The sequence below is a fragment of the Streptomyces sp. NPDC053665 genome (genome assembly GCF_055585285.1).
The window spans coordinates 245,390-265,751 of sequence record NZ_JBVJKK010000005.1 but is presented as its reverse complement, the minus strand read 5'-3'; the positions used below and the strand labels follow the sequence as shown (position 1 = coordinate 265,751).

The 20,362-nt window shown below is 70.4% G+C and carries 18 protein-coding genes and 2 tRNA genes; 10 read left to right on the top strand and 10 right to left on the bottom strand.

Annotation, left to right across the window (positions count from 1 at the left end; genetic code table 11):
* Positions 1–22 precede the first annotated feature (22 nt).
* Positions 23–106: transfer RNA gene (locus tag ACZ6ZN_RS21290), tRNA-Leu, on the bottom strand.
* A 472-nt stretch (positions 107–578) separates the two neighbouring features.
* Here ACZ6ZN_RS21290 and ACZ6ZN_RS21285 point away from each other — a divergent pair.
* From ACZ6ZN_RS21285 to pknB, 6 genes are all read left to right on the top strand, one after another.
* Positions 579–1,463, top strand: a complete 885-nt coding sequence (locus ACZ6ZN_RS21285) for an FhaA domain-containing protein (protein WP_451875937.1) — start codon at positions 579–581, stop codon at positions 1,461–1,463.
* A 10-nt stretch (positions 1,464–1,473) separates the two neighbouring features.
* Positions 1,474–1,983 (top strand): FHA domain-containing protein FhaB/FipA, encoded by a 510-nt coding sequence (locus tag ACZ6ZN_RS21280; RefSeq protein ID WP_333931879.1) that lies wholly within the window; start codon positions 1,474–1,476, stop codon positions 1,981–1,983.
* A 140-nt stretch (positions 1,984–2,123) separates the two neighbouring features.
* A complete protein-coding gene (locus ACZ6ZN_RS21275; RefSeq protein WP_398109355.1) occupies positions 2,124–3,680 on the top strand; it encodes a Stp1/IreP family PP2C-type Ser/Thr phosphatase in 1,557 nt (518 codons plus the stop codon).
* 27 nt (positions 3,681–3,707) lie between these two features.
* Positions 3,708–5,165, top strand: coding sequence for an FtsW/RodA/SpoVE family cell cycle protein (locus ACZ6ZN_RS21270; RefSeq protein WP_398109149.1), 1,458 nt, complete (start codon positions 3,708–3,710; stop codon positions 5,163–5,165).
* Positions 5,162–6,640, top strand: a complete 1,479-nt coding sequence (locus ACZ6ZN_RS21265) for a peptidoglycan D,D-transpeptidase FtsI family protein (protein ID WP_451875939.1) — start codon at positions 5,162–5,164, stop codon at positions 6,638–6,640. Before ACZ6ZN_RS21270 ends, ACZ6ZN_RS21265 begins: the two co-directional genes overlap by 4 nt.
* A gap of 168 nt (positions 6,641–6,808) precedes the next feature.
* Positions 6,809–8,830 carry a Stk1 family PASTA domain-containing Ser/Thr kinase gene (gene pknB / locus ACZ6ZN_RS21260; RefSeq protein WP_469648398.1) on the top strand — a complete coding sequence of 674 codons (2,022 nt, stop codon included), beginning with the start codon at positions 6,809–6,811 and terminating at the stop codon, positions 8,828–8,830.
* Positions 8,831–8,926: 96 nt separating this feature from the next.
* Here pknB and ACZ6ZN_RS21255 read toward each other — a convergent pair whose 3' ends face one another.
* From ACZ6ZN_RS21255 to ACZ6ZN_RS21235, 5 genes are all read right to left on the bottom strand, one after another.
* Positions 8,927–9,676, bottom strand: a complete 750-nt coding sequence (locus tag ACZ6ZN_RS21255) for a class E sortase (protein WP_451875941.1) — start codon at positions 9,674–9,676, stop codon at positions 8,927–8,929.
* 13 nt (positions 9,677–9,689) lie between these two features.
* Positions 9,690–10,886, bottom strand: a complete 1,197-nt coding sequence (locus ACZ6ZN_RS21250) for a class E sortase (protein WP_469648396.1) — start codon at positions 10,884–10,886, stop codon at positions 9,690–9,692.
* Positions 10,883–11,521 carry an aminodeoxychorismate/anthranilate synthase component II gene (locus ACZ6ZN_RS21245; RefSeq protein ID WP_469648394.1) on the bottom strand — a complete coding sequence of 213 codons (639 nt, stop codon included), beginning with the start codon at positions 11,519–11,521 and terminating at the stop codon, positions 10,883–10,885. Before ACZ6ZN_RS21245 ends, ACZ6ZN_RS21250 begins: the two co-directional genes overlap by 4 nt.
* Positions 11,518–11,715 carry a hypothetical protein gene (locus tag ACZ6ZN_RS21240; RefSeq protein WP_469648975.1) on the bottom strand — a complete coding sequence of 66 codons (198 nt, stop codon included), beginning with the start codon at positions 11,713–11,715 and terminating at the stop codon, positions 11,518–11,520. Before ACZ6ZN_RS21240 ends, ACZ6ZN_RS21245 begins: the two co-directional genes overlap by 4 nt.
* A 168-nt stretch (positions 11,716–11,883) precedes the next feature.
* The gene (locus tag ACZ6ZN_RS21235) at positions 11,884–12,666 is read right to left on the bottom strand and encodes a DUF881 domain-containing protein (RefSeq protein WP_398109155.1); all 783 of its coding nucleotides are present in this window, start codon (positions 12,664–12,666) and stop codon (positions 11,884–11,886) included.
* Between the two features lie 140 nt (positions 12,667–12,806).
* On the opposite strand from ACZ6ZN_RS21235, the gene crgA reads away from it, so the two are divergent.
* Positions 12,807–13,061: a cell division protein CrgA gene (gene crgA / locus ACZ6ZN_RS21230; RefSeq protein WP_369196914.1), complete on the top strand. Its 255-nt coding sequence runs from the start codon at positions 12,807–12,809 to the stop codon at positions 13,059–13,061.
* Between the two features lie 255 nt (positions 13,062–13,316).
* On the opposite strand, the gene ACZ6ZN_RS21225 is transcribed toward crgA, so the two are convergent.
* The gene (locus ACZ6ZN_RS21225; RefSeq protein ID WP_451875945.1) at positions 13,317–14,207 is read right to left on the bottom strand and encodes a rhomboid family intramembrane serine protease; all 891 of its coding nucleotides are present in this window, start codon (positions 14,205–14,207) and stop codon (positions 13,317–13,319) included.
* 93 nt (positions 14,208–14,300) lie between these two features.
* Positions 14,301–14,828, bottom strand: a complete 528-nt coding sequence (locus ACZ6ZN_RS21220; protein ID WP_369196912.1) for a peptidylprolyl isomerase — start codon at positions 14,826–14,828, stop codon at positions 14,301–14,303.
* Positions 14,829–15,167: 339 nt separating this feature from the next.
* Between ACZ6ZN_RS21220 and ACZ6ZN_RS21215 the strand changes: the two genes are divergently transcribed.
* On the top strand, positions 15,168–15,869 hold the full coding sequence (locus ACZ6ZN_RS21215) for a DUF5324 family protein (protein WP_398109157.1): 702 nt from the start codon (positions 15,168–15,170) through the stop codon (positions 15,867–15,869).
* Positions 15,870–16,033: 164 nt separating this feature from the next.
* Here the strand turns inward: ACZ6ZN_RS21215 and ACZ6ZN_RS21210 are convergent.
* A tRNA-Ala gene (locus ACZ6ZN_RS21210) sits at positions 16,034–16,106 on the bottom strand.
* Between the two features lie 180 nt (positions 16,107–16,286).
* Here ACZ6ZN_RS21210 and ACZ6ZN_RS21205 point away from each other — a divergent pair.
* Together ACZ6ZN_RS21205 and ACZ6ZN_RS21200 are read left to right on the top strand one after the other, a co-directional pair.
* The gene (locus ACZ6ZN_RS21205) at positions 16,287–16,835 is read left to right on the top strand and encodes a helix-turn-helix domain-containing protein (RefSeq protein ID WP_243380052.1); all 549 of its coding nucleotides are present in this window, start codon (positions 16,287–16,289) and stop codon (positions 16,833–16,835) included.
* A 216-nt stretch (positions 16,836–17,051) separates the two neighbouring features.
* Positions 17,052–18,905, top strand: coding sequence for a protein kinase domain-containing protein (locus tag ACZ6ZN_RS21200; RefSeq protein WP_469648389.1), 1,854 nt, complete (start codon positions 17,052–17,054; stop codon positions 18,903–18,905).
* 35 nt (positions 18,906–18,940) lie between these two features.
* Here ACZ6ZN_RS21200 and ACZ6ZN_RS21195 read toward each other — a convergent pair whose 3' ends face one another.
* Entirely contained in the window at positions 18,941–20,302 is a 1,362-nt protein-coding gene (locus ACZ6ZN_RS21195; RefSeq protein ID WP_469648388.1) for a hypothetical protein, read from the bottom strand.
* Positions 20,303–20,362: the final 60 nt, after the last annotated feature.

The following is a 20,362-nucleotide window of genomic DNA, read 5'->3' as shown; positions in this document are numbered from 1 at the left end:
TCGATGCCGCCCGTTCCGACGGTGCGCGAGGGGGGAGTTGAACCCCCACGCCCTTGCGGGCACTGGAACCTGAATCCAGCGCGTCTGCCTATTCCGCCACCCGCGCATTGGGTGTGTCCTGGGCTCCGTCCTTTTCGGGCCGGCGCCTTCCGACACCCAGAACATTAGCACGCTGGACGGGGTGGGTTCACATCCCTTTCCGCCCCCGGCGGGGGCCGCCCCGGGTCATGGATGTCCCTGCCACGTATCGGCGCGTGCCTGTTCACGTATCAACCTCGTACCGGTACCCCCGGTCTCCCCGGGAGGGGGCCCGAGTCCACAGCCGGGTGCGGGACACTGGTCTCCCGCCGCCTCTACGATCCATGGCAGGAGTACGCCGGGCGGTTGCGCGCACCAGTACTCCGGCAGGAGTTCGAAGAGGAGCTCCACAGGGAACTTCGTCATGCGTCGACACCTGTCGGCGGGGCCGACAGGGGGAACCAGCCGATCGACCGGCGCGTGGATACGATCAGTAAGCAGTACCAGGCAAGTGCCCCGCAGGGCGGTACACAGGACGGCAGCGACGGAGGAGGTGCCCCATGGGAGTCCTGAAGAAGTTCGAGCAGCGTCTCGAAGGTCTGGTCAACGGCACCTTCGCCAAGGTGTTCAAGTCCGAGGTCCAGCCCGTGGAGATCGCGGGCGCGCTGCAGCGCGAGTGCGACAACAACGCCACCATTTGGAACCGCGACCGGACGGTCGTCCCCAACGACTTCATCGTGGAGCTGAGCACCCCGGACTTCGAGCGGCTCAGCCCCTACTCCGGGCAGCTCGGCGACGAGCTCGCCGGCATGGTGCGCGACTACGCCAAGCAGCAGCGCTACACCTTCATGGGCCCGATCAAGGTGCACCTGGAGAAGGCGGACGACCTCGACACCGGCCTGTACCGCGTGCGCAGCCGTACGCTCGCCTCCTCCAGCAGCCAGCAGGGCGGCCCGGGAGCCGGTGGCGGCCCGGGAGCCGGCGGCGCCCCCGCCGCCCCGCAGGGCGCCCGCCCGGGCGGCTACGGCTACCCGCCGGCCGCCTCGCCCACCGGCGCCCCGCCCATGCCGGCCGCGCCGCCTCCCGGCGGCCGCCCCGGCGGGTACGGCCACCCCCAGCCCGCGAGCGGCCAGCGGCCCCCTGCCGCGCCGGCCGCCGGCGGACGCACCCGCCACTGGATCGAGATCAACGGCACCCGCCATCAGATCTCCCGCCCGACGCTCGTGCTGGGCCGCAGCACCGACGCCGACGTGCGGATCGACGACCCCGGCGTCTCTCGCCGGCACTGCGAGATCCGGACCGGAACGCCCTCGACGATCCAGGATCTCGGATCCACCAACGGCATCGTGGTGGACGGGCAGCACACCACCCGCGCTACGCTCCGCGACGGCTCGCGGATCGTCGTGGGCAGCACCACCGTTATCTATAGGCAAGCCGAAGGGTGAAGCGGGGGCAATGTCAGAGCTGACCCTCACGGTCATGCGGCTGGGGTTCCTGGCCGTTCTGTGGCTGTTCGTGATCGTGGCCGTGCAGGTCATCCGGAGCGACCTGTTCGGAACGCGGGTCACGCAGCGCGGATCGCGCCGCGAGGCCGGCCGGCAGCAGCAGGCCGCCCGGCAGGCACCGCCGCCGCAGCGCCAGCAGTCCGCGGGCGGGCGGCGCGGCCGCAACGCCCCCACCAAGCTCGTCGTGACCGAGGGCACCCTCACCGGCACCACGGTCGCCCTCCAGGGGCAGACCATCACCCTGGGCCGGGCGCACGACTCGACGATCGTGCTGGACGACGACTACGCCTCCAGCCGGCATGCCAGGATCTACCCGGACCGCGACGGCCAGTGGATCGTCGAGGACCTCGGCTCCACCAACGGCACGTACCTGGACCGGACGCGGCTGACGACTCCCACACCGATCGCGCCGGGCGCGCCGATCCGCATCGGCAAGACCGTCATCGAGCTGCGGAAGTAGTGCTACATCATGGATAGGCGCGAGCGGAGCGAGCACGCAGCGGCGGGCCTCACCCCGGCCCCCGGCGCGCTCCCGACCGGAGGGTGGGCAGTGTGGCTCGACACGACCGGCTGTACCCGGAGCCGACGGGCGAGGTGCGCATGAGTCTGTCACTGCGCTTCGCCGCCGGATCGCACAAGGGCATGATCCGCGAGGGCAACGAGGACTCCGGATACGCCGGCCCGCGCCTGCTCGCCATCGCCGACGGCATGGGCGGCGCCGCCGCCGGCGAGGTCGCCTCCTCCGAGGCCATCTCCACCATCGTCGCCCTCGACGACGACGTCCCCGGCTCCGACGTCCTCACCTCGCTCGGCACGGCGGTGCAGCGCGCCAACGACCAGCTGCGCTCGATGGTCGAGGACGACCCGCAGCTGGAGGGCATGGGCACCACCCTGACCGCCCTGCTGTGGACGGGCCAGCGCCTGGGCCTGGTGCACGTCGGCGACTCGCGCGCGTACCTGCTGCGCGACGGGGTGCTGACGCAGATCACCCAGGACCACACCTGGGTGCAGCGCCTGGTCGACGAGGGCCGCATCACCGAGGAAGAGGCCACCACGCACCCGCAGCGCTCGCTGCTGATGCGCGCGCTGGGCTCCGGCGACCACGTGGAGCCGGATCTGTCCATCCGCGAGGTCCGCGCCGGCGACCGCTACCTGATCTGCTCCGACGGCCTGTCCGGCGTGGTGTCCCACCAGACGCTGGAGGACGCCCTCGCCAGTTACCAGGGCCCGCAGGAGACCGTGCAGAACCTGATCGAGCTGGCGCTGCGCGGCGGCGGCCCGGACAACATCACGGTCATCGTCGCCGACGTGCTGGACCTGGACACCGGCGACACCCTCGCCGGGCAGCTGTCCGACACCCCGGTCGTGGTCGGCGCCGTCGCCGAGAACCAGCACCAGCTGCACGACAACGGCATCATGCAGACCCCCGCCGGCCGCGCCTCCGGCCTCGGCCGCCAGGGCCGCGGGCAGGGCGGCGGCGGCGAGTTCGGCCCGCCCGGCTCGGGCGACACCACCGGCTACATCCCCGCCGGTTTCGACTACGGCGACGGCGACTTCGACAAGCCGCGCAAGAAGGGCCGCTGGCTGAAGAGGTCCTTCTTCATCGCCCTGGCCCTCGCCGTCGTCGGCGGCGGCCTGTACGGCGGCTGGCGCTGGACGCAGACGCAGTACTACGTCGGTGCCGAGGACGAGCACGTCGCGCTGTACCGGGGCATCAGCCAGGACCTGGCCTGGGTGTCGCTGTCGAAGGTCGAGAAGGACCACCCCGAGATCGAACTCAAGTACCTGCCGCCCTACCAGCAGAAGCTGGTCAAGGCGACCATCGCCGAGGGCGACCTGAAGAACGCCCGGGCGAAGATCCAGGAACTGTCGGTGCAGGCCTCCGCGTGCAAGAAGCAGGCACAGCGGCGCGAAGCCGAGAGCCAGAAGAACGCCAAGACCGGTGAGGGCGAGGCCGGGGGCACCACGGGAACCACTCCCGCCTCCTTCACGTCCAAGGCCACAGCCACTCCGACACCGAACCCGTCGAACCCGTCGGGCTCGCCGTCGGCGCCCTCTAAGTCCACGCCCCCGACCACGACCGCACCCACTCCCAGCCCCGGCCCCAGCCTCTCGGAGGAAGAGCAGAAGGTCGTCTCGCTGTGCGGTAAGCAGTAGGCAAGCGGTGAGAGGCCCCGTCACACGATGAGCAGTACGAATGCATCGCACTCGGCGACGCACCACACGTCCACGATCGGCGCGATCGGCGCCCCGAGCCGCCGCAACACCGAGCTGGCCCTGCTGGCGTTCGCCGTCGTCATCCCGGTGTTCGCCTACGCCAACGTCGGCCTGGCCATCAACGGCTCGGTGCCGCCCGGCCTGCTGAGCTACGGTCTCGGGCTCGGCCTGCTCGCGGGCGTCGGCCACCTGGTCGTCCGGAAGTTCGCCCCGTACGCGGACCCGCTGATGCTGCCGCTGGCGACCCTGCTCAACGGCATCGGGCTCGTCGTCATCTGGCGGCTGGACCAGTCCAAGAAGCTCCAGGCGAGCAAGCAGTTCGTCGAGGCGGCGCCCCGGCAGCTGCTGTACTCCGCGATGGGCGTGGCCCTGCTGGTGGCGGTGCTGATCTTCCTCAAGGACCACCGCGTCCTGCAGCGCTACACGTACATCTCCATGGCCGGTGCGCTGTTCCTGCTGATCCTGCCGCTGGTGCCGGGTCTCGGCGCCGACATCTACGGCGCCAAGATCTGGATCAAGATCCCCGGCCTCGGCACGCTCCAGCCCGGTGAGTTCGCGAAGATCGTCCTCGCCGTCTTCTTCGCCGGCTACCTCATGGTCAAGAGAGACGCCCTGGCGCTGGCCAGCCGCCGCTTCATGGGGCTGTACCTGCCGCGCGGCCGCGACCTCGGCCCGATCCTCGTGGTCTGGGTGCTGTCGATCCTCATCCTGGTCTTCGAGACCGACCTCGGCACCTCGCTGCTGTTCTTCGGCATGTTCGTGATCATGCTGTACGTCGCCACCGAGCGGACCAGCTGGATCGTCTTCGGTCTGCTGATGTCCGCGGTCGGTGCCGTCGGCGTCGCGAGCTTCGAGCCGCACATCCAGACGCGTGTGCAGGCCTGGCTCGACCCGATGCGCGAGTTCGAGCTGTCCCGGGCCGGCGTGCAGGACGGGATCATCCACTCCGAGCAGGCCATGCAGGCCCTGTGGGCCTTCGGCTCCGGCGGCACCCTGGGCACCGGCCTCGGTCAGGGCAACTCGGACCTCATCGGCTTCGCCGCCAACTCCGACTTCATCCTCGCCACCTTCGGCGAGGAGCTGGGCCTGGCCGGCGTCATGGCGATCCTGCTGCTGTACGGCCTGATCGTGGAGCGGGGCGTGCGCACCGCGCTCGCCGCCCGCGACCCGTTCGGCAAGCTGCTCGCGATCGGCCTGTCCGGCGCCTTCGCCCTCCAGGTCTTCGTCGTGGCCGGCGGTGTCATGGGCCTCATCCCGCTGACCGGTATGACGCTGCCCTTCGTGGCGTACGGCGGTTCCTCCGTGATCGCCAACTGGGCCCTGATCGGCATCCTGCTGCGCATCAGCGATACGGCCCGCCGCCCGGCCCCCGCCCCCGCCGCCAACCCCGACGTCGAGATGACCCAGGTGGTCCGCCCGTCATGAACAAGCCCCTGCGCCGGATCGCGATCTTCTGCGGCCTGCTGGTCCTGGCCCTGCTGATCCGCGACAACTGGATCCAGTACGTCCAGGCCGACGAGCTCAGGTCCGACAAGAACAACCGCCGCGTCACCATCGAGCGCTACGCCTCGCCGCGCGGCGACATCATCGTCGACGGCAAGCCGGTCACCGGCTCCGCCGAGACGTCGGGCAGCGACTTCAAGTACAAGCGGACGTACAAGAACGGCCCGATGTGGGCGCCGGTCACCGGCTACGCCTCCCAGGCCTTCGGCGCGACCCAGCTGGAGTCCCTCGAGGACGGCATCCTCACCGGCAACGACGACCGGCTGTTCTTCCGCAACACCCTGGACATGCTCACCGGTGAGAAGCAGCAGGGCGGCAACGTCGTCACGACGCTGAACGCCGCCGCGCAGAAGGCCGCCTACAACGGGCTGAAGAGGCAGGGCGGCAAGGGCGCCGTCGTCGCCCTGGAGCCGTCGACGGGCAAGATCCTGGCCCTGGCGTCCTACCCGTCGTACGACCCGTCGTCCTTCGCCGGCAACTCCACGACGACGGACACCGAGGCCTGGCAGAAGCTGCAGAAGAAGAACAACCCGAACGACCCGATGCTCAACCGGGCGCTGCGCGAGACCTACCCGCCCGGTTCCACCTTCAAGGTGGTCACCGCGGCCGCGGCCCTGGAGGACGGCATCTACAAGAGCGCCGACGAGAAGACGGACTCCCCGGACCCCTGGGTCATGACGGGCACCACCACCAAGCTGCCCAACGAGGGCAACATCCCCTGCAAGAACGCCTCCCTGCGCGTCGCGCTCCAGTACTCCTGCAACACGGTCTTCGGCAAGATCGGCGCCGACCTCGGCAACGAGAAGATGCTGAAGGAGGCCAAGGAGTTCGGCTTCGGCGAGGAGCACTTCACGCCGGTCCGGGCCAACGCCTCGGTGTTCTCCGACGACATGAACCCCTCGCAGACGGCGCTGTCCTCCATCGGCCAGTTCAACACCGCCGCGACCCCGCTGCAGATGGCCATGGTGGCCTCGGCCGTCGCCAACGACGGCAAGCTGATGAAGCCGTACATGGTCGACGAGCTCCAGTCGTCCGGCGTCGACCCGATCACGAAGACCGACCCGGAGGAGATGAGCCAGCCGCTGTCGCCGGAGAACGCCCAGATCCTGCAGTCGATGATGGAGACGGTCGTCGAGAAGGGCACCGGCTCCAACGCCAAGATCCCCGGCGTCAAGGTGGGCGGCAAGACCGGTACCGCCCAGCACGGTGTGGACAACAGCGAGAACCCCTACGCGTGGTTCATCTCCTACGCCAAGAACTCCGACGGCAACGCGCCGGTCGCCGTGGCGGTCGTCGTCGAGGACGACAACGCGGTGCGCGACGACATCTCCGGCGGCGGCCTCGCGGCACCGATCGCGCGGGGCGTGATGGAGGCGGTCATCAACGACAAGAAGTGACCCCGCTCACGTCTGCTTCACATCGGTGCACGTTGCGGTACCGGTCCGGTATCGGCTGACGGGCTTGGCCAGGTCACACAAAACGAGCCGGGTACGGTAGGCCCGGACGGCAGCCTCCGACCGCACACGCTTCCGGTCGGGACCGACGGAGAGGGCTGGTAGGTAACCATGGAAGAGCCGCGTCGCCTCGGCGGCCGGTACGAACTGGGCCAGGTGCTCGGGCGTGGTGGCATGGCGGAGGTCTACCTCGCGCATGACACCCGTCTCGGCCGCACCGTGGCGGTGAAGACGCTGCGCGCGGACCTCGCGCGTGACCCTTCCTTCCAGGCCCGGTTCCGCCGGGAGGCCCAGTCGGCCGCCTCGCTCAACCATCCCGCGATCGTCGCGGTCTACGACACGGGCGAGGACTACATCGACAACGTGTCGATCCCGTACATCGTCATGGAGTACGTGGACGGCTCGACCCTCCGTGAGCTGCTGCACTCCGGCCGCAAGCTGCTGCCGGAGCGCGCCATGGAGATGACGATCGGCATCCTCCAGGGCCTGGAGTACGCCCACCGCAGCGGCATCGTGCACCGCGACATCAAGCCCGCGAACGTCATGCTGACGCGCAACGGCCAGGTCAAGGTGATGGACTTCGGCATCGCCCGGGCCATGGGCGACTCCGGCATGACCATGACGCAGACCGCCGCCGTCATCGGCACCGCCCAGTACCTCTCCCCGGAGCAGGCCAAGGGTGAGCAGGTGGACGCCCGCTCGGACCTGTACTCCACGGGCTGCCTGCTGTACGAGCTGCTCACCGTCCGCCCGCCGTTCGTGGGCGACTCCCCGGTGGCCGTCGCCTACCAGCACGTGCGGGAGGAGGCCCAGGCCCCCTCGGTCTTCGACCCCGAGATCACGCCCGAGATGGACGCGATCGTCCTCAAGGCGCTCGTCAAGGACCCCGACTACCGCTACCAGTCGGCCGACGAGATGCGCGCCGACATCGAGGCCTGCCTGGACGGCCAGCCCGTCGCCGCCGCCGCGGCCATGGGCGGGGTCGGCTACGGCGGCTACCCGGACGACCAGGCGACGACGGCCCTGCGCGCGGACTCCGGCGCGGGAGCCACCTCGATGCTGCCCCCGATGAACCCGGACGACGGCGGCTACGGCTACGACGACCGCCCCGACCGGCGCCGCGGCCAGCAGCGCAAGTCCAACACCTCGACGATCCTGCTGGTCGTGGCCGGCATCCTCGTCCTGGTCGGCGCGATCCTCATCGGCCGCTGGGCGTTCAGCGGCGACGGCGTGGCCAACGACAAGGTCTCCGTCCCCAACCTGGTCGGGGAGAAGCTCGAGGACGCCAGGAGACTCGCGTCCAACAGCGAGCTGGAACTGACCACGACCAACAAGCCCTGCGAGAACCAGAGCAAGGGCAAGATCTGCGACCAGGACCCGAAGCCGCCGGCCGAGGTCAAGAAGAACTCCACCATCGAGGTCGTCGTCTCCACCGGCGCCCCGAAGGTGACCGTCCCCAGCGTCACCGGCCTGAGCATCGACGAGGCCAAGGACAAGCTGGAGGACGACAAGTACGCCTTCGAGGTCAAGACGGAGACCCGGACGTCCCCCGAGGACCCGGGCAAGGTGCTGGAGCAGAACCCGACCACGGGCGAAGAGGTGGAGAAGGGCTCGACCATCACCCTCACCATCGCCAAGGCGGAGAAGAAGTCCACCGTCCCGGACGTGGTCGGCCAGAGCTGCGACGCGGCGAAGGCCCAGATGCAGGCCAACGACCTGGTCGGCAACTGCACCGAGCAGGAGACCGACGACCCCAACCAGGTTGGCAAGGTCGTCTCCACCACCCCGCAGGCCAACCAGCAGGTCGACAAGAACTCGTCCGTGCAGATGGTGGTGGGCAAGGCCAAGCAGCAGAAGAAGGTGAAGGTGCCCGAGGTGCGGCTGCGGCCGCTGGGCCAGGCCAAGCAGATCCTCCAGCAGCAGGGCTTCACCAACATCCAGGTGTCCGGCCCGCAGGACGACAACGCCATCGTCACCCAGCAGGACCCGCAGCCCGGCACCGAGACCGACAACCCGGGCGGCCAGACGATCACGCTGACGACGGCCGGCGGCGGAGGCAACAACAACGGCGGCGGTGACAACGGCGGAGGCGGCATCTTCGGCGGCATCACCGGCCGCAGCGAGGACGACTGACCGCCTCACGCAGGACGTACGGCACGCGGACATACGGCAAGCGCCCCGGCACTCGACGAGTGCCGGGGCGCTTGGCTGTCGGGGCCCGCCGTCACCTCACCGCAGTTCCTTCGGCCATGTCCGCTGCTCGTCGACCTTCTCGACCCGCTCCAGCTCGCCCCACACCACGTACCGGTAGGTGCTGGTGTACACCGGGGTGCAGGTCGTCAGCGTGATGTAGTGGCCCGGCTTCTTCCGGCCGGACTCCTTGGGGACGGGCGACAGGACCTGGACGTTGTACTTCGAGGTCTCGGGCAGGATGCCGTAGACCTTGTACACGTACCACTTGTCCTTCGTCTCGAAGACGATCGGGTCGCCCTTGGCGATCTTGTCGATGTTGTGGAACTTCGCGCCGTGGCCGTCCCGGTGGGCGGCGAGGGAGAAGTTGCCCTTCTTGCCGGACATCGGCAGGGCCGCCTTGACGGGGTCCGTGTAGTAGCCGGCCACACCGTCGTTGAGGATCTTGTTCGAGGTGCCCTTCTCGACCAGCACCTCGCCCTTGCTCATCGTGGGCACGTGCAGGAAGCCGATGCCGTTCTTCGTGTCGAGCGCACCCGGGCCGCCCCTGCCGTGGGCCCAGTCGTCACGGACCTTGTCGGCCTGCTTGCCGGCCGCGCGGTCGGCGACCACGTTGGTCCACCACAGCGAGTAGACGACGAACAGGCCGAGGACCAGGCCCGCGGTGATGAGGAGTTCGCCGAAGAAGCTGACCGCCATCCCCATCGGACCGGGACGGCGCCGTGCCGCGGGCGGCCGGGACCCCCTGCCGGTGTGCTCTTCTGAACTCGTGTCGGTGGTCGCTGCCACTGGTCATCTGCCCTTAACTGACGAGCGCATCCGGCTTGCCCTTGCTGCGCGGCCGTTCCTCGACCATCTTGCCCCAGACGATCATCCGGTACTTGCTGGTGAACTCCGGGGTGCACGTGGTCAGCGTGATGTAGCGGCCCGGTTCGGTGAACCCCGACCCCTTGGGGATCGGGTTGAGGACGCTCGTGTTGCTGGGCGAGGTCACCGGCAGGATCGAGGCCATCTTGTAGACGTAGTAGTCGTCCTGCGTCTCCACGACGATCGGATCGCCCGGGGAGAGCTTGTTGATGTAGCGGAACGGCTCGCCGTGCGTGTTGCGGTGGCCCGCGAGCCCGAAGTTCCCGGCCTTGTCGCCCGGCATCGCGGTCTTGAGCGCGCCCTCCGCGTAGTGGCCCACCATGCCCCGGTCCAGGACGCCCTTGCTGCTGGTGCCCTCGGCGATCGGTACGACCACGTCCAGCTTCGGGATGTGCAGCAGGGCGAATCCCTGCCCCGGCTCGAAGGTGCCCGGGTTGCGCTTGCCGCTCGCCCAGTCGTTCTGGAGGCTGCTGGCCTCCTTGCCGGCCTGGGCGTGGGCCCGGACGTTGGTCCACCACAGCTGGTAGGTGACGAACAGCAGCATCAGCACACCGGTGGTGATGAACACCTCGCCGATCGCCCGGCTGGCCACGACCGCGGCGCCGGGCTTGCGCGCCCGGGCCCGCCGCCGCGCCTCGACGCGGGACAGCGGCGCCCGCGCGTCCTCCCGGGCCGGCTGTCCGGCCCCGCGGGCAGCCCTCCGGCCCGACGGCGGGGCCTCGGCGGCGTCTCCATGGCGCGCGCGGCGGCCCTTGGCGGCCTTTCTGCGGGCCGCACGGCCGCCGGAGGCGGATCCGGGCCCTCGTGACCCACCGGCGCCCGCAGAGCCCGCTGTGAAGTCCTCGCTGGGCGGCGGATCCGGCACCCGCAGCGCGACGGTCTCCTCGTCGATCACCGGCGGCGGCTGGTACTCCTGCGGCACCGGTTCGTACGACGCCGGATACGGCTGCCGCGCCCCGGGCGGGAACGGCCCGCGCCCCGGGCCGGGCTCCTGCGGGTACGGCTGCGGCCCCGCCTGCGGACCGCCCCCGTGGGCCGCCGGCCCCGACCACCCCTCGAACGCGCCCGGCGCCCCGTACGACTGCTGCCCGTACGAGGTGTCGGACTCGCGCTCGGGGCGCAGCGCGGTCACGCCGTGGCCCTGCCCACCACCGGGGCGAGCCCGGCCGACCTCGCCACCGCGCCCTCGTCGCCGCACTCCGCCAGCCAGTTGGCCAGCATCCGGTGCCCGTGCTCGGTCAGCACCGACTCGGGATGGAACTGCACGCCCTCGACCGGCAGTTCACGGTGCCTCAGGCCCATGACGATGCCGTCCTCCGTCCGGGCGGTGACCTCCAGCTCGGCCGGCACCGTGGCCGGCTCGGCGGCCAGCGAGTGGTAGCGCGTCGCCGTGAAGGGCGAGGGCAGACCCGCGAAGACGCCGCCGCCCGCGTGCTCGACCAGGGACGTCTTGCCGTGCAGCAGCTCCGGCGCCCGGTCCACCACACCCCCGTACGCCACCTGCATCGACTGCATGCCGAGGCAGACGCCGAAGACCGGCACGCCCGTCGCGGCGCAGTGGCGGACCATCTCCACGCAGACACCGGCCTGCTCGGGGGTGCCGGGCCCGGGGGAGAGCAGCACACCGTCGAAGCCGTCCTGGGCGTGTGCCGTGGAGACCTCGTCGTTGCGCAGGACCTCGCACTCGGCGCCCAGCTGGTACAGGTACTGGACCAGGTTGAAGACGAAGCTGTCGTAGTTGTCCACGACCAGAATGCGCGCGCTCACTGGTTGTCCACCGTCACATCGTTGAAGGGAAGCAGCGGCTCCGCCCACGGGAAGACGTACTGGAAGAGGACGTAGACCACGGCCACGACCAGGACGAGTGAGAACAACGCCTTCACCCACGCGTTTCCCGGCAGATGCCGCCAGATCCAGCCGTACATGCCGTCCCTTCCGTCGTACCACGGCACCAGACCCACGCCGTACCGCCACCAGACTAACGGCGCAGCGCCTCCGGTTTCCCGGCCTCCACGGGTACCGGCCCCCGGACCCGTCCACCCGGAAGTACGTGGGACAGCGTCGAACACCTCGATGGCGGAGGGCACTGTTCTGTAGGGGGTCGGTGGATGTACCTGATCGCGACAGGCCTACTGCTCCACGGGCTTCGCGTGGTGCAGGTCCACGGTGCCCGAGTAGCCGGGCAGCGTCACCGGGCCGTTCTCCTCGACCTTCCAGCCGAGCCCGTAGACGTTGACGTAGACCATGTAGTTCTGAATGGCTGGCGCCTCGGCCAGCGCCTTCTTCAGCCGCCCGGGGTCCCCGACCGCCGTGATCCGGTACGGGGGTGAGTAGACCCGGCCCTGGAGGATCAGGGTGTTGCCGACGCAGCGCACGGCGCTGGTGGAGATCAGCCGCTGGTCCATGACCTTGATGCCCTTGGCGCCGCCCTGCCACAGCGCGTTCACCACGGCCTGGAGGTCCTGCTGGTGGATGACCAGGTAGTCGGGCTGCGGCTCGGGGTAGCCGGGGAGCTTGGCGGTGGCGTCCGGCGGGGCGTCGTCGAGGGTGACGGTGAGCCCTTCGCCCTTGAGCTTCTGCGTCCCCGCCCGCTTCTCCAGGGCCGCCAGCTTGGCGTCCTCCGCGCGTGTGCTGCCGTCGTCCCGCTCGGCCAGGGCCTCTATGTCCTGGCGCAGGGCTCCGTTGCTCTCGTCCAGCTCGCCGTTCTCCCGGCTGCGCTCGTGGATGAGGTCGGACAGCTTCAGCAGTGAGGTGTCCGTGCGGATGTTGGTGCCCTTGGCGGTGTTGAAGCTGGTGAAGAAGATGAGTCCGGCGAGAGCGAACACGGCCGCCGTGAGGATCCGCACCGGCCGGAGACGACGTGCGCGCGCGGGGGTGGATCCCGTCCCGGGGGAGTCGGCAGAATTGCTCAACGTACCCTTATCTCCTTCGGCGCGGCGGAAGCACTACGCTAACGGACGCCCCGGGGGAGCCATCGGAGTCCCCTCCCGCTGCCCCGAGACCGACCCAGTTACCTGCGCGGCCACGCAGCGCATCGACAGGAGAGACCCTCGTGCCGAAGTCACGTATCCGCAAGAAGGCCGACTACACGCCGCCGCCTGCGAAGCAGACGACCGCGATCAAGCTGACCAACCGTGCCTGGGTCGCGCCCGTCATGCTGGCCATGTTCCTCATCGGTCTGGCCTGGATCGTCATCTTCTACGTCACCGACGGCTCGCTGCCCATCGACTCCCTGGGCAACTGGAACATCGTGGTGGGCTTCGGTTTCATCGCCGCCGGATTCGGCGTCTCCACGCAGTGGAAGTAGCGGTCACCAGCCGGTGAACGCAGCTCTGCCCAGGGTTGTTCACTGAGTTATCCACAGCGGTTTTCCACAGGTGGAAAAGAAACGACGATCTGTGGATAACTAGTTGCGTGTTGACGCCGGTATGACGGAAGTACCACGAGTCGAAAATACGTTCGCCCCCTGTCTGACCTGCGGTGACGCAGGTAGGTGACAGGGGGCACGTATGTTCCCGCACCGTGTGCACAGGATCCGCCACCCGCTGTGGACAACGCCTGCTCAGGTGAGCTGCACGGTCCTCAGCACGGTCAGCAGGACGACCACGCCCAGCACGACGGCGCAGGTGCCGTACTGCACCAGGGCGCGGTGCTCACGCGGGGCGTGGACCATGCCGTAGCCGACGATCACGCCGGCGACGAGGCCTCCGATGTGGGCCTGCCAGGAGATGTTGAAGCCCGGGCTGAAGGTGAAGATCAGGTTGATCGCCAGCAGCGCGATGATGGGCCGCATGTCGTAGTTCAGCCGGCGCATCAGCACGGCCGTGGCACCGAACAGCCCGAAGATCGCCCCGGAAGCGCCGAGCGTCGCCGTGTTGGGCGAGGCCAGCAGGTAGGCCAAGGCGCTACCCGCGAGTCCCGAGACGACGTACAGGGCGAGGTAGCGCACCCGCCCGAGGGCCGCTTCCAGCGGACCGCCGAGCCACCACAGGCTGAGCATGTTGAACGCGATGTGCCAGATCTCCTGGTGGGTGAACATCGAGGTCACCATGCGGTACCACTCGCCTCCCGCGACGCCCTGCGTGGGCGTGAAGGGAGCCGGGGGCCAGGCGCCGAGCAGGACGAGGTCGTTCAGCAGCGACTCGTGCACCGAGACGGCGATGAAGACGGCCAGGTTGATCCCGATGAGGATCTTGGTGATCAGCCGGGGGTCAGACGTGACGGCACCGCCGGCGATGGTCCGGGGCCGGGCGGCCGAGGGCGGGTGTCCGGTGCCGGAGCCCGTCCGGACGCACTCGGGGCACTGGAAACCGACCGAGGCGTCGACCATGCACTCGGGGCAGATCGGACGCTCGCAGCGAGTGCAGCGGATGCCGGTCTCGCGGTCCGGGTGGCGGTAGCACAGGGGGACGCTGTGGGCGTCCTGCGGGCTGCCCGCAGCCTGGTCGTCCATGGGATCCCCTCGGTCGTGGTGAAAAGGCCCGCCCTGCCCATCCTTACGGACGAGCAGGGCGATTGGTTCCCCGGGGCGACCTCGGTACCCGGCTCAGCGGGTCTCGATGACGACCGACTCGATGATCACGTCGTTCAGCGGGCGGTCGGTGCGCGGGTTCGTCTGGGTCGTGGCGATGGTGTCCACGACCTTCTGGCTGGCCGCGTCCGTGACCTCACCGAAGATGGTGTGCTTGCGGTTCAGCCACGCCGTCGGGGAGACGGTGATGAAGAACTGCGAGCCGTTGGTGCCCGGGCCGGCGTTGGCCATCGCCAGCAGGTAGGGCTTGTCGAAGCGCAGGTCCGGGTGGAACTCGTCCTCGAACTGGTAGCCGGGACCGCCGGTGCCGTTGCCCAGCGGGTCACCGCCCTGGATCATGAAGCCGCTGATCACCCGGTGGAAGACCGTGCCGTCGTAGAGCTTGTCCGTGGTCTTCTGCCCCGTCTCCGGGTTCGTCCACTCCCGCTCGCCCTGGGCGAGCTCGACGAAGTTCTTGACCGTCTTGGGGGCGTGGTTCGGCAGCAGCCGGACCTCGATGTCGCCGTGGTTGGTCTTCAGGGTGGCGTAGAGCTGCTCAGCCACGATCTGCCTTCCGTTGTCTTTCTGTGACTCCCTGATCCTCGCATGGACGGGCCTCCGCGTCGCCCGGCCTCGGTGCAGCGGGGGGAAACCCTCGGCGGGCGGTCACGGAAATCCGGCCGAGTCGCTCCGGGTCGGGGGCGGACGGCGACGATCCGTGGCATTGTCGACGACAAGCTCCTATTGCCCCTTATTCATCCGCTATCGCACGTGATCGGCGCTCGGGCGCCCGTTCGCGTGACCCGGATGCCCGTCCGCGCATGCCCGGTCGTGCACCGAGAGGCATGATCCGTAAAAGGGTGGAAAGTCGAATTACCGTACGCCACCGAGGAGGAGGAACCCGTGACCCGCATCGACAGCGTGCGCGCCGCGACCGGTTCGGCGAAGGAGAGCGTGCTGCACGCCGCGGAAGTGGTGGCGCCCTACGCCGACACGGCCAAGGACAGGGCCGCGCACTACGCACACGAGGCACGCGTACGGCTGGCGCCCAAGGTGACGCAGGCCGCCGGGCAGGCTCGCGTTCAGTACGGCACGCACGTACAGCCGTATCTGGAGCAGGCCCGGACGCACGTACCGCCGAAGGTCGACCAGGCCGCCCATGAGGCTGCCGTCCGCACCCGCAAGGCCGCCCGTCAGGCGGCGGAGTACTCCCGCCCGAAGATCGAGCAGGCCGTGGCGGCGGCCGGACCCGTCACCACCGAGGCCGCGGCACGGAGTGCGGCTGTCATGGCCGCGCTGCGTGGACAGGTCTCGTCGAAGGAGATCCAGAAGCTCGTCCGCAAGCAGCAGCGGCGGGCCAAGGCCGGCAAGGCCCTGAAGACGCTGGTGATCCTGAGTGCCGTCGCGGGCGGTGCCTTCGCCGCCTGGAAGTGGTGGGACAAGCAGGCCAACCCGGACTGGCTGGTCGAGCCGCCCGCGGCGACGGAGGTCCCCGAGTCGGGGCGTCTGTCCTCCGTGGACGGCACGGGCGAGTCGGTTCTGGACCCGGAGGTCGAGGCCAAGCAGGCCGAGGACGAGGCCGCTCAGCGCGACGACCGTTCCTGACGGCCGGTTCCAACAGCTCGGCGGGGCAGGAGACTTGAAGTCTCCTGCCCCGCCGAGCTGTTTCACGTGAAACACCCACGCGGGGAAGACCGCGGAAGACCGCAGCACGCACGAAAAAGACCCTCCGCATCTGCGTTTCCGCAGCTCGGAGGGTCTTTCCGTAGTGGAGCCTAGGGGAGTCGAACCCCTGACATCTGCCATGCAAAGACAGCGCTCTACCAACTGAGCTAAGGCCCCGGAAGGAGACGTCCGACCCGGGAACCGCGTCCCGGCGGGCGTCGGAGACCAGAGTACCGGGTCACCCCCGGGATTCCGCAAAAAGATGGGGGGTCCCCGTCGACGACCACTCTCCGTAAGATGCACGGCGTGGTTCGCTACCGCGAACCGCCGTACTTGGGGAAGCGATGGGGAGACGCAATGGACGCCGCACAGCAGGAAGCCACCGCAAGAGCGCGGGAACTGCAGCGGAACTGGTATGGGGAGCCACTGGGGGCGCTCTTCCGCAGGCTCATCGACGATCTTGGGCTCAACCAGGCTCGTCTCGCGGGGGTGCTGGGACTGTCCGCGCCGATGCTGTCCCAGCTGATGAGCGGTCAGCGGGCGAAGATCGGCAATCCCGCCGTGGTGCAGCGGGTGCAGCTGTTGCAGGACCTGGCGGGGCAGGTCGCCGACGGCAGCGTCAGCGCCGCCGAGGCCACCGAGCGCATGGAGGAGATCAAGAAGTCGCAGGGAGGCTCGGTGCTCAGCAACACCACGCAGACGACGAGCAGTTCGGGAGCGCCCACGGTCAAGCGCGTCGTCCGTGAGATCCAGTCCCTGCTCCGCTCCGTCGCGGCCGCCGGCGACATCATCGACGCCGCCGAGACTCTCGCCCCCACCCATCCGGAGCTGGCAGAGTTCCTCCGGGTCTACGGCGCCGGCCGCACCTCGGACGCCGTCGCGCACTACCAGTCCCACCAGAACTGACCTCGCCCCGCTGCCGAAGGGGGTTCGGCAGCAGGCAGTGAGCGAAGTGACGGGGGATGGGCGCGGTACGGGGGACGGTCGCGGTACGGGGGATGCGCCACAGCACGGGGGATGCTCACGTCATCGGGATCGCTTGAGAGGGCCCGGGGGGAGTCGCACGGCCCGCCACGGGGGAGGCAACGGGGGTAGCCACTGGGGGAGGAGCGACGTACATCCATGGGTGAGGTCTTCGCCGGCCGGTACGAACTGGTCGACCCGATCGGACGCGGAGGAGTCGGCGCCGTCTGGCGCGCCTGGGACCACCGCCGTCGCCGCTACGTGGCCGCCAAGGTCCTGCTGCAGAGCGACGCGCACTCGCTCCTCCGGTTCGTCCGCGAACAGGCCCTGCGGATCGACCACCCCCATGTACTCGCCCCCACCAGCTGGGCGGCCGACGACGACAAGGTCCTGTTCACCATGGACCTGGTGGCGGGCGGCTCGCTGGTGCACCTGGTCGGCGACTACGGCCCGCTTCCGCCGGCGTTCGTCTGCACCCTGCTCGACCAGCTGCTGGCCGGACTGGCCGCCGTACACGCGGAGGGCGTGGTGCACCGCGACGTCAAACCCGCCAACGTACTGCTGGAAGCCACCGGAACGGCCCGGCCGCGCCTGCGCCTGTCCGACTTCGGGATCGCGATGCGGCTGGGCGAGCCCCGTCTGACCGAGACCAACCTCGTGGTGGGCACGCCGGGTTACCTGGCGCCGGAGCAGTTGATGGGATCCGAGCCGGACTTCCCGGCCGACCTGTTCGCCGTGGGACTGGTCGCCCTGTACCTGCTGGAGGGCGCCAAGCCGGACAGCAAGGCACTCGTCCAGTACTTCACCGAGCACGGGACGCCCGGCGCGCCCAAGGGCATGCCCGAACCGCTCTGGCAGGTGGTGGCCACCCTGCTCCAGCCGGACCCCGAGGCCCGGTTCCGGACGGCCACGGGTGCGCGCAAGGCCCTCGCGGCCGCGGCGGAGCTGCTCCCCGCGCCGGGCCCGGACGACGAACTGATCGAGATCTTCGACCAACTCGGGCCACTGCCCCGGGGGTTCGCCCCCGAGGGCCCACTGCGGCGGGCGAAGGGGCTGGGGCCCGCCCAGGACCCGCCCGGACGGCCGCAGACCGGCGACGGCCCGGGACGCGGCCCGGAACGTGGCCCCGAACAGGGCCCGGGCACCGGTACGGGCGACGGGAACGGTACGGGCGGCGGGACCGGGCCGGGCGACGGGAACGGTACGGGCGGCGGGACCGGGCCGGGCGACGGGAACGGTACGGGCGGCGGGACCGGGCCGGGCGGCGGGACCGGGCCGGGCGGCGGGGCGCCGCGTTCCCTGACCGGCTCGGGCATGACGGACAGTGAGCGTGCGGGCCCGGCGACCGACTGGTCGGCGGCACAGGAGAATCCCCGGTCACAGGACGACCTCGCAACCGGCCACCCCTCCCACCTGCCGCCCGTCCCGGCTACGACCGACGAACCACCCCGGGCGAACGAGCCCGCGCACCCCTCGGCCCGCCCCACTGCCGCCCCGACCAACTCCTCAAGCACCTCCTGGCCCGCACCGGCCGCCGCGCAGGAGCCCTCGACCTCCGACCCCCGGGATGCGGGCCCCCGGGGTGCGGGCCCCCGGGGTGCGGCGGCCCTCCCTCCCCGGCCACCGTCCATGTCGGACACCGGCAGCTTCCCCCTGCCGCCCCCGCAGGCCACCGGCACCTCCTCCCCCACCCCCCTGCCACCCGCCGAGGCACTCCCCCCGCAGCACCCCGTCTCCCCCCACGACCCCACGCATCCGCTGCCCCCCGCGCAGCCGGCCCCGTCGACGTACACGGCCCAGCCGTTGCCGCCCGCGCAGCACTACCGCGTCGACACCGTCACGGCCTCGTACACGGCCCACAGTCCGCAGAGCGCACCCTCCGGTCAGCAGCCCGCACGGCATCGCGCCCGGCGCCCGGCCCGCCCCGGTCCCCCGGCCAAGGCGGTCGTCCCGCTCCTGGTCCTGGCACTCGCCTGCTACGTCGTGGGCTTCTGGGCCCTCGCCAAGATCTGACGCGATAGGCCTGACGCGGCCCGGCCTCCCAGGCGTCAACGGGGCGCGGCGCTCCGCCGGCGAGCCAGCAGGGTCCACACCCCGAGCCCCACCAGCAGCGCGCTCCCGGTGCCGATGCCGCTCACGGCGAGCAGGCGCAGGGCGGTGTCGTCACCCCCCGGGACCCCGTCCGCCGCCGCCTCCTGGTCCTCCTCGGAGACGTCGAAGAGACCTGCGGGATCGGATGTCCCCGCGTAGTCGGGTCCGGCCTGTGCCGTTCCGCTCACCTTGACCCGCAAGATCATCGGGAAGGGCCCGTCCCCGAAGCTGTCGGCGACGCTCTCCGACAGGTGGGCGACCAGGTAGTAGGAGCCCGCGAAGCGCAGCGCGCCGGTCTGGGCCAGCGGGGAGTTGCGGTTGGCGTGGTCGACGGGCGGCAGGGGCGGCAGGCTGCCGGACTTCCGGTCGCCGTCGTAACCGACGCCGAGGCGGGCGACATGGCCGCGCGCGGGGTTGTAGAGGGTCACCTCCAGGGCGTCCGAGGCGTATCCCGTGCCGCCGGAGCCCGAACCGCCGAGGTCGGCGGTGACGGAGAGCTGCTGTCCCCAGTCGACCGGCACCGCGTAGAAGACCGTCTGCCCGGGACGCAGTTCCTCCCGCCAGACCCCTTGGTCCAGGGGAGTCGCCCCGGCGAACCCGGCACCGCCGTCGCGCTGCTCGGCGTCCCCGCGCAGCGGCTCCGGCGTGGCCGAGTCCCACGCCTGGGGAGCCCCGGTGGCACCGGCCTTCGCCGTCCGCGGCTCCGTCACGGCCAGCAGTTCCAGCTGCCAGGTGTCCGGCGAGGAGCCCTCGCCCTTTGGGTCGGCCCGCTCGACGGACAGGTAGTACGCGCCGGCCTCGCGGCACAGGGACTTGCCGGGTGAGATCTCGCGCATGCCCCAGGCCGCGAGCGGGTGCGGGCTGCGGGCGGCGCCGAATGTCGTGGTGTCGACGGAGCAGGAGTTGCCCTCGGCGTCCTGCACGGACACCTTGAGGCCGTCGACGACGGAGACGGAACTGCCCGGGGGCGGGACGGCGGTGACCGAGACGTAGGCGTTGGTGGTGGCGTCGAGGTCGAGACGGTAGCTGACCTGGGCGCTGCTCGGGAGCGAGCTCCGGTAGGACCGGCCGGGCGCCAGCGGTTCCGCGTCAGCGGTGCTGCGGGCGCCCTCGATGCCGGTCGCGTCCTCGGCGAAACCGTAGGAGCCGGGCGCCGCGGCCGCTCCGGGCAGCGCCGGCAGGGCCATCGCCTGCCCGGGCACGCCGGCGATCGACAGGCCGAGCGCCAGTGTCGCGGCCCCCCGGCGCACCGCCCGCGCGGGACGGCCGCGCCACGCCTTCGTACGCCGTCCCCCGGCCGTACGACACCGTCCCCTCACGCGCCACCCCTCACCGTCGCCGGACCACGAACCGTGAAACCGTGGCCCATCCTGCCCCGC

What these genes read in the sequence shown, in the direction of transcription:
- ACZ6ZN_RS21285 (WP_451875937.1), top strand. Translation starts at nt 579, where the DNA reads ATGGGAGTCCTGAAGAAGTTCGAGCAGCGTCTCGAAGGTCTGGTCAAC.
- ACZ6ZN_RS21280 (WP_333931879.1), top strand. Translation starts at nt 1,474, where the DNA reads ATGTCAGAGCTGACCCTCACGGTCATGCGGCTGGGGTTCCTGGCCGTT.
- ACZ6ZN_RS21275 (WP_398109355.1), top strand. Translation starts at nt 2,124, where the DNA reads ATGAGTCTGTCACTGCGCTTCGCCGCCGGATCGCACAAGGGCATGATC.
- ACZ6ZN_RS21270 (WP_398109149.1), top strand. Translation starts at nt 3,708, where the DNA reads ATGAGCAGTACGAATGCATCGCACTCGGCGACGCACCACACGTCCACG.
- ACZ6ZN_RS21265 (WP_451875939.1), top strand. Translation starts at nt 5,162, where the DNA reads ATGAACAAGCCCCTGCGCCGGATCGCGATCTTCTGCGGCCTGCTGGTC.
- pknB (WP_469648398.1), top strand. Translation starts at nt 6,809, where the DNA reads ATGGAAGAGCCGCGTCGCCTCGGCGGCCGGTACGAACTGGGCCAGGTG.
- ACZ6ZN_RS21225 (WP_451875945.1), bottom strand. Translation starts at nt 14,207, where the DNA reads ATGGACGACCAGGCTGCGGGCAGCCCGCAGGACGCCCACAGCGTCCCC.
- ACZ6ZN_RS21205 (WP_243380052.1), top strand. Translation starts at nt 16,287, where the DNA reads ATGGACGCCGCACAGCAGGAAGCCACCGCAAGAGCGCGGGAACTGCAG.
- ACZ6ZN_RS21200 (WP_469648389.1), top strand. Translation starts at nt 17,052, where the DNA reads ATGGGTGAGGTCTTCGCCGGCCGGTACGAACTGGTCGACCCGATCGGA.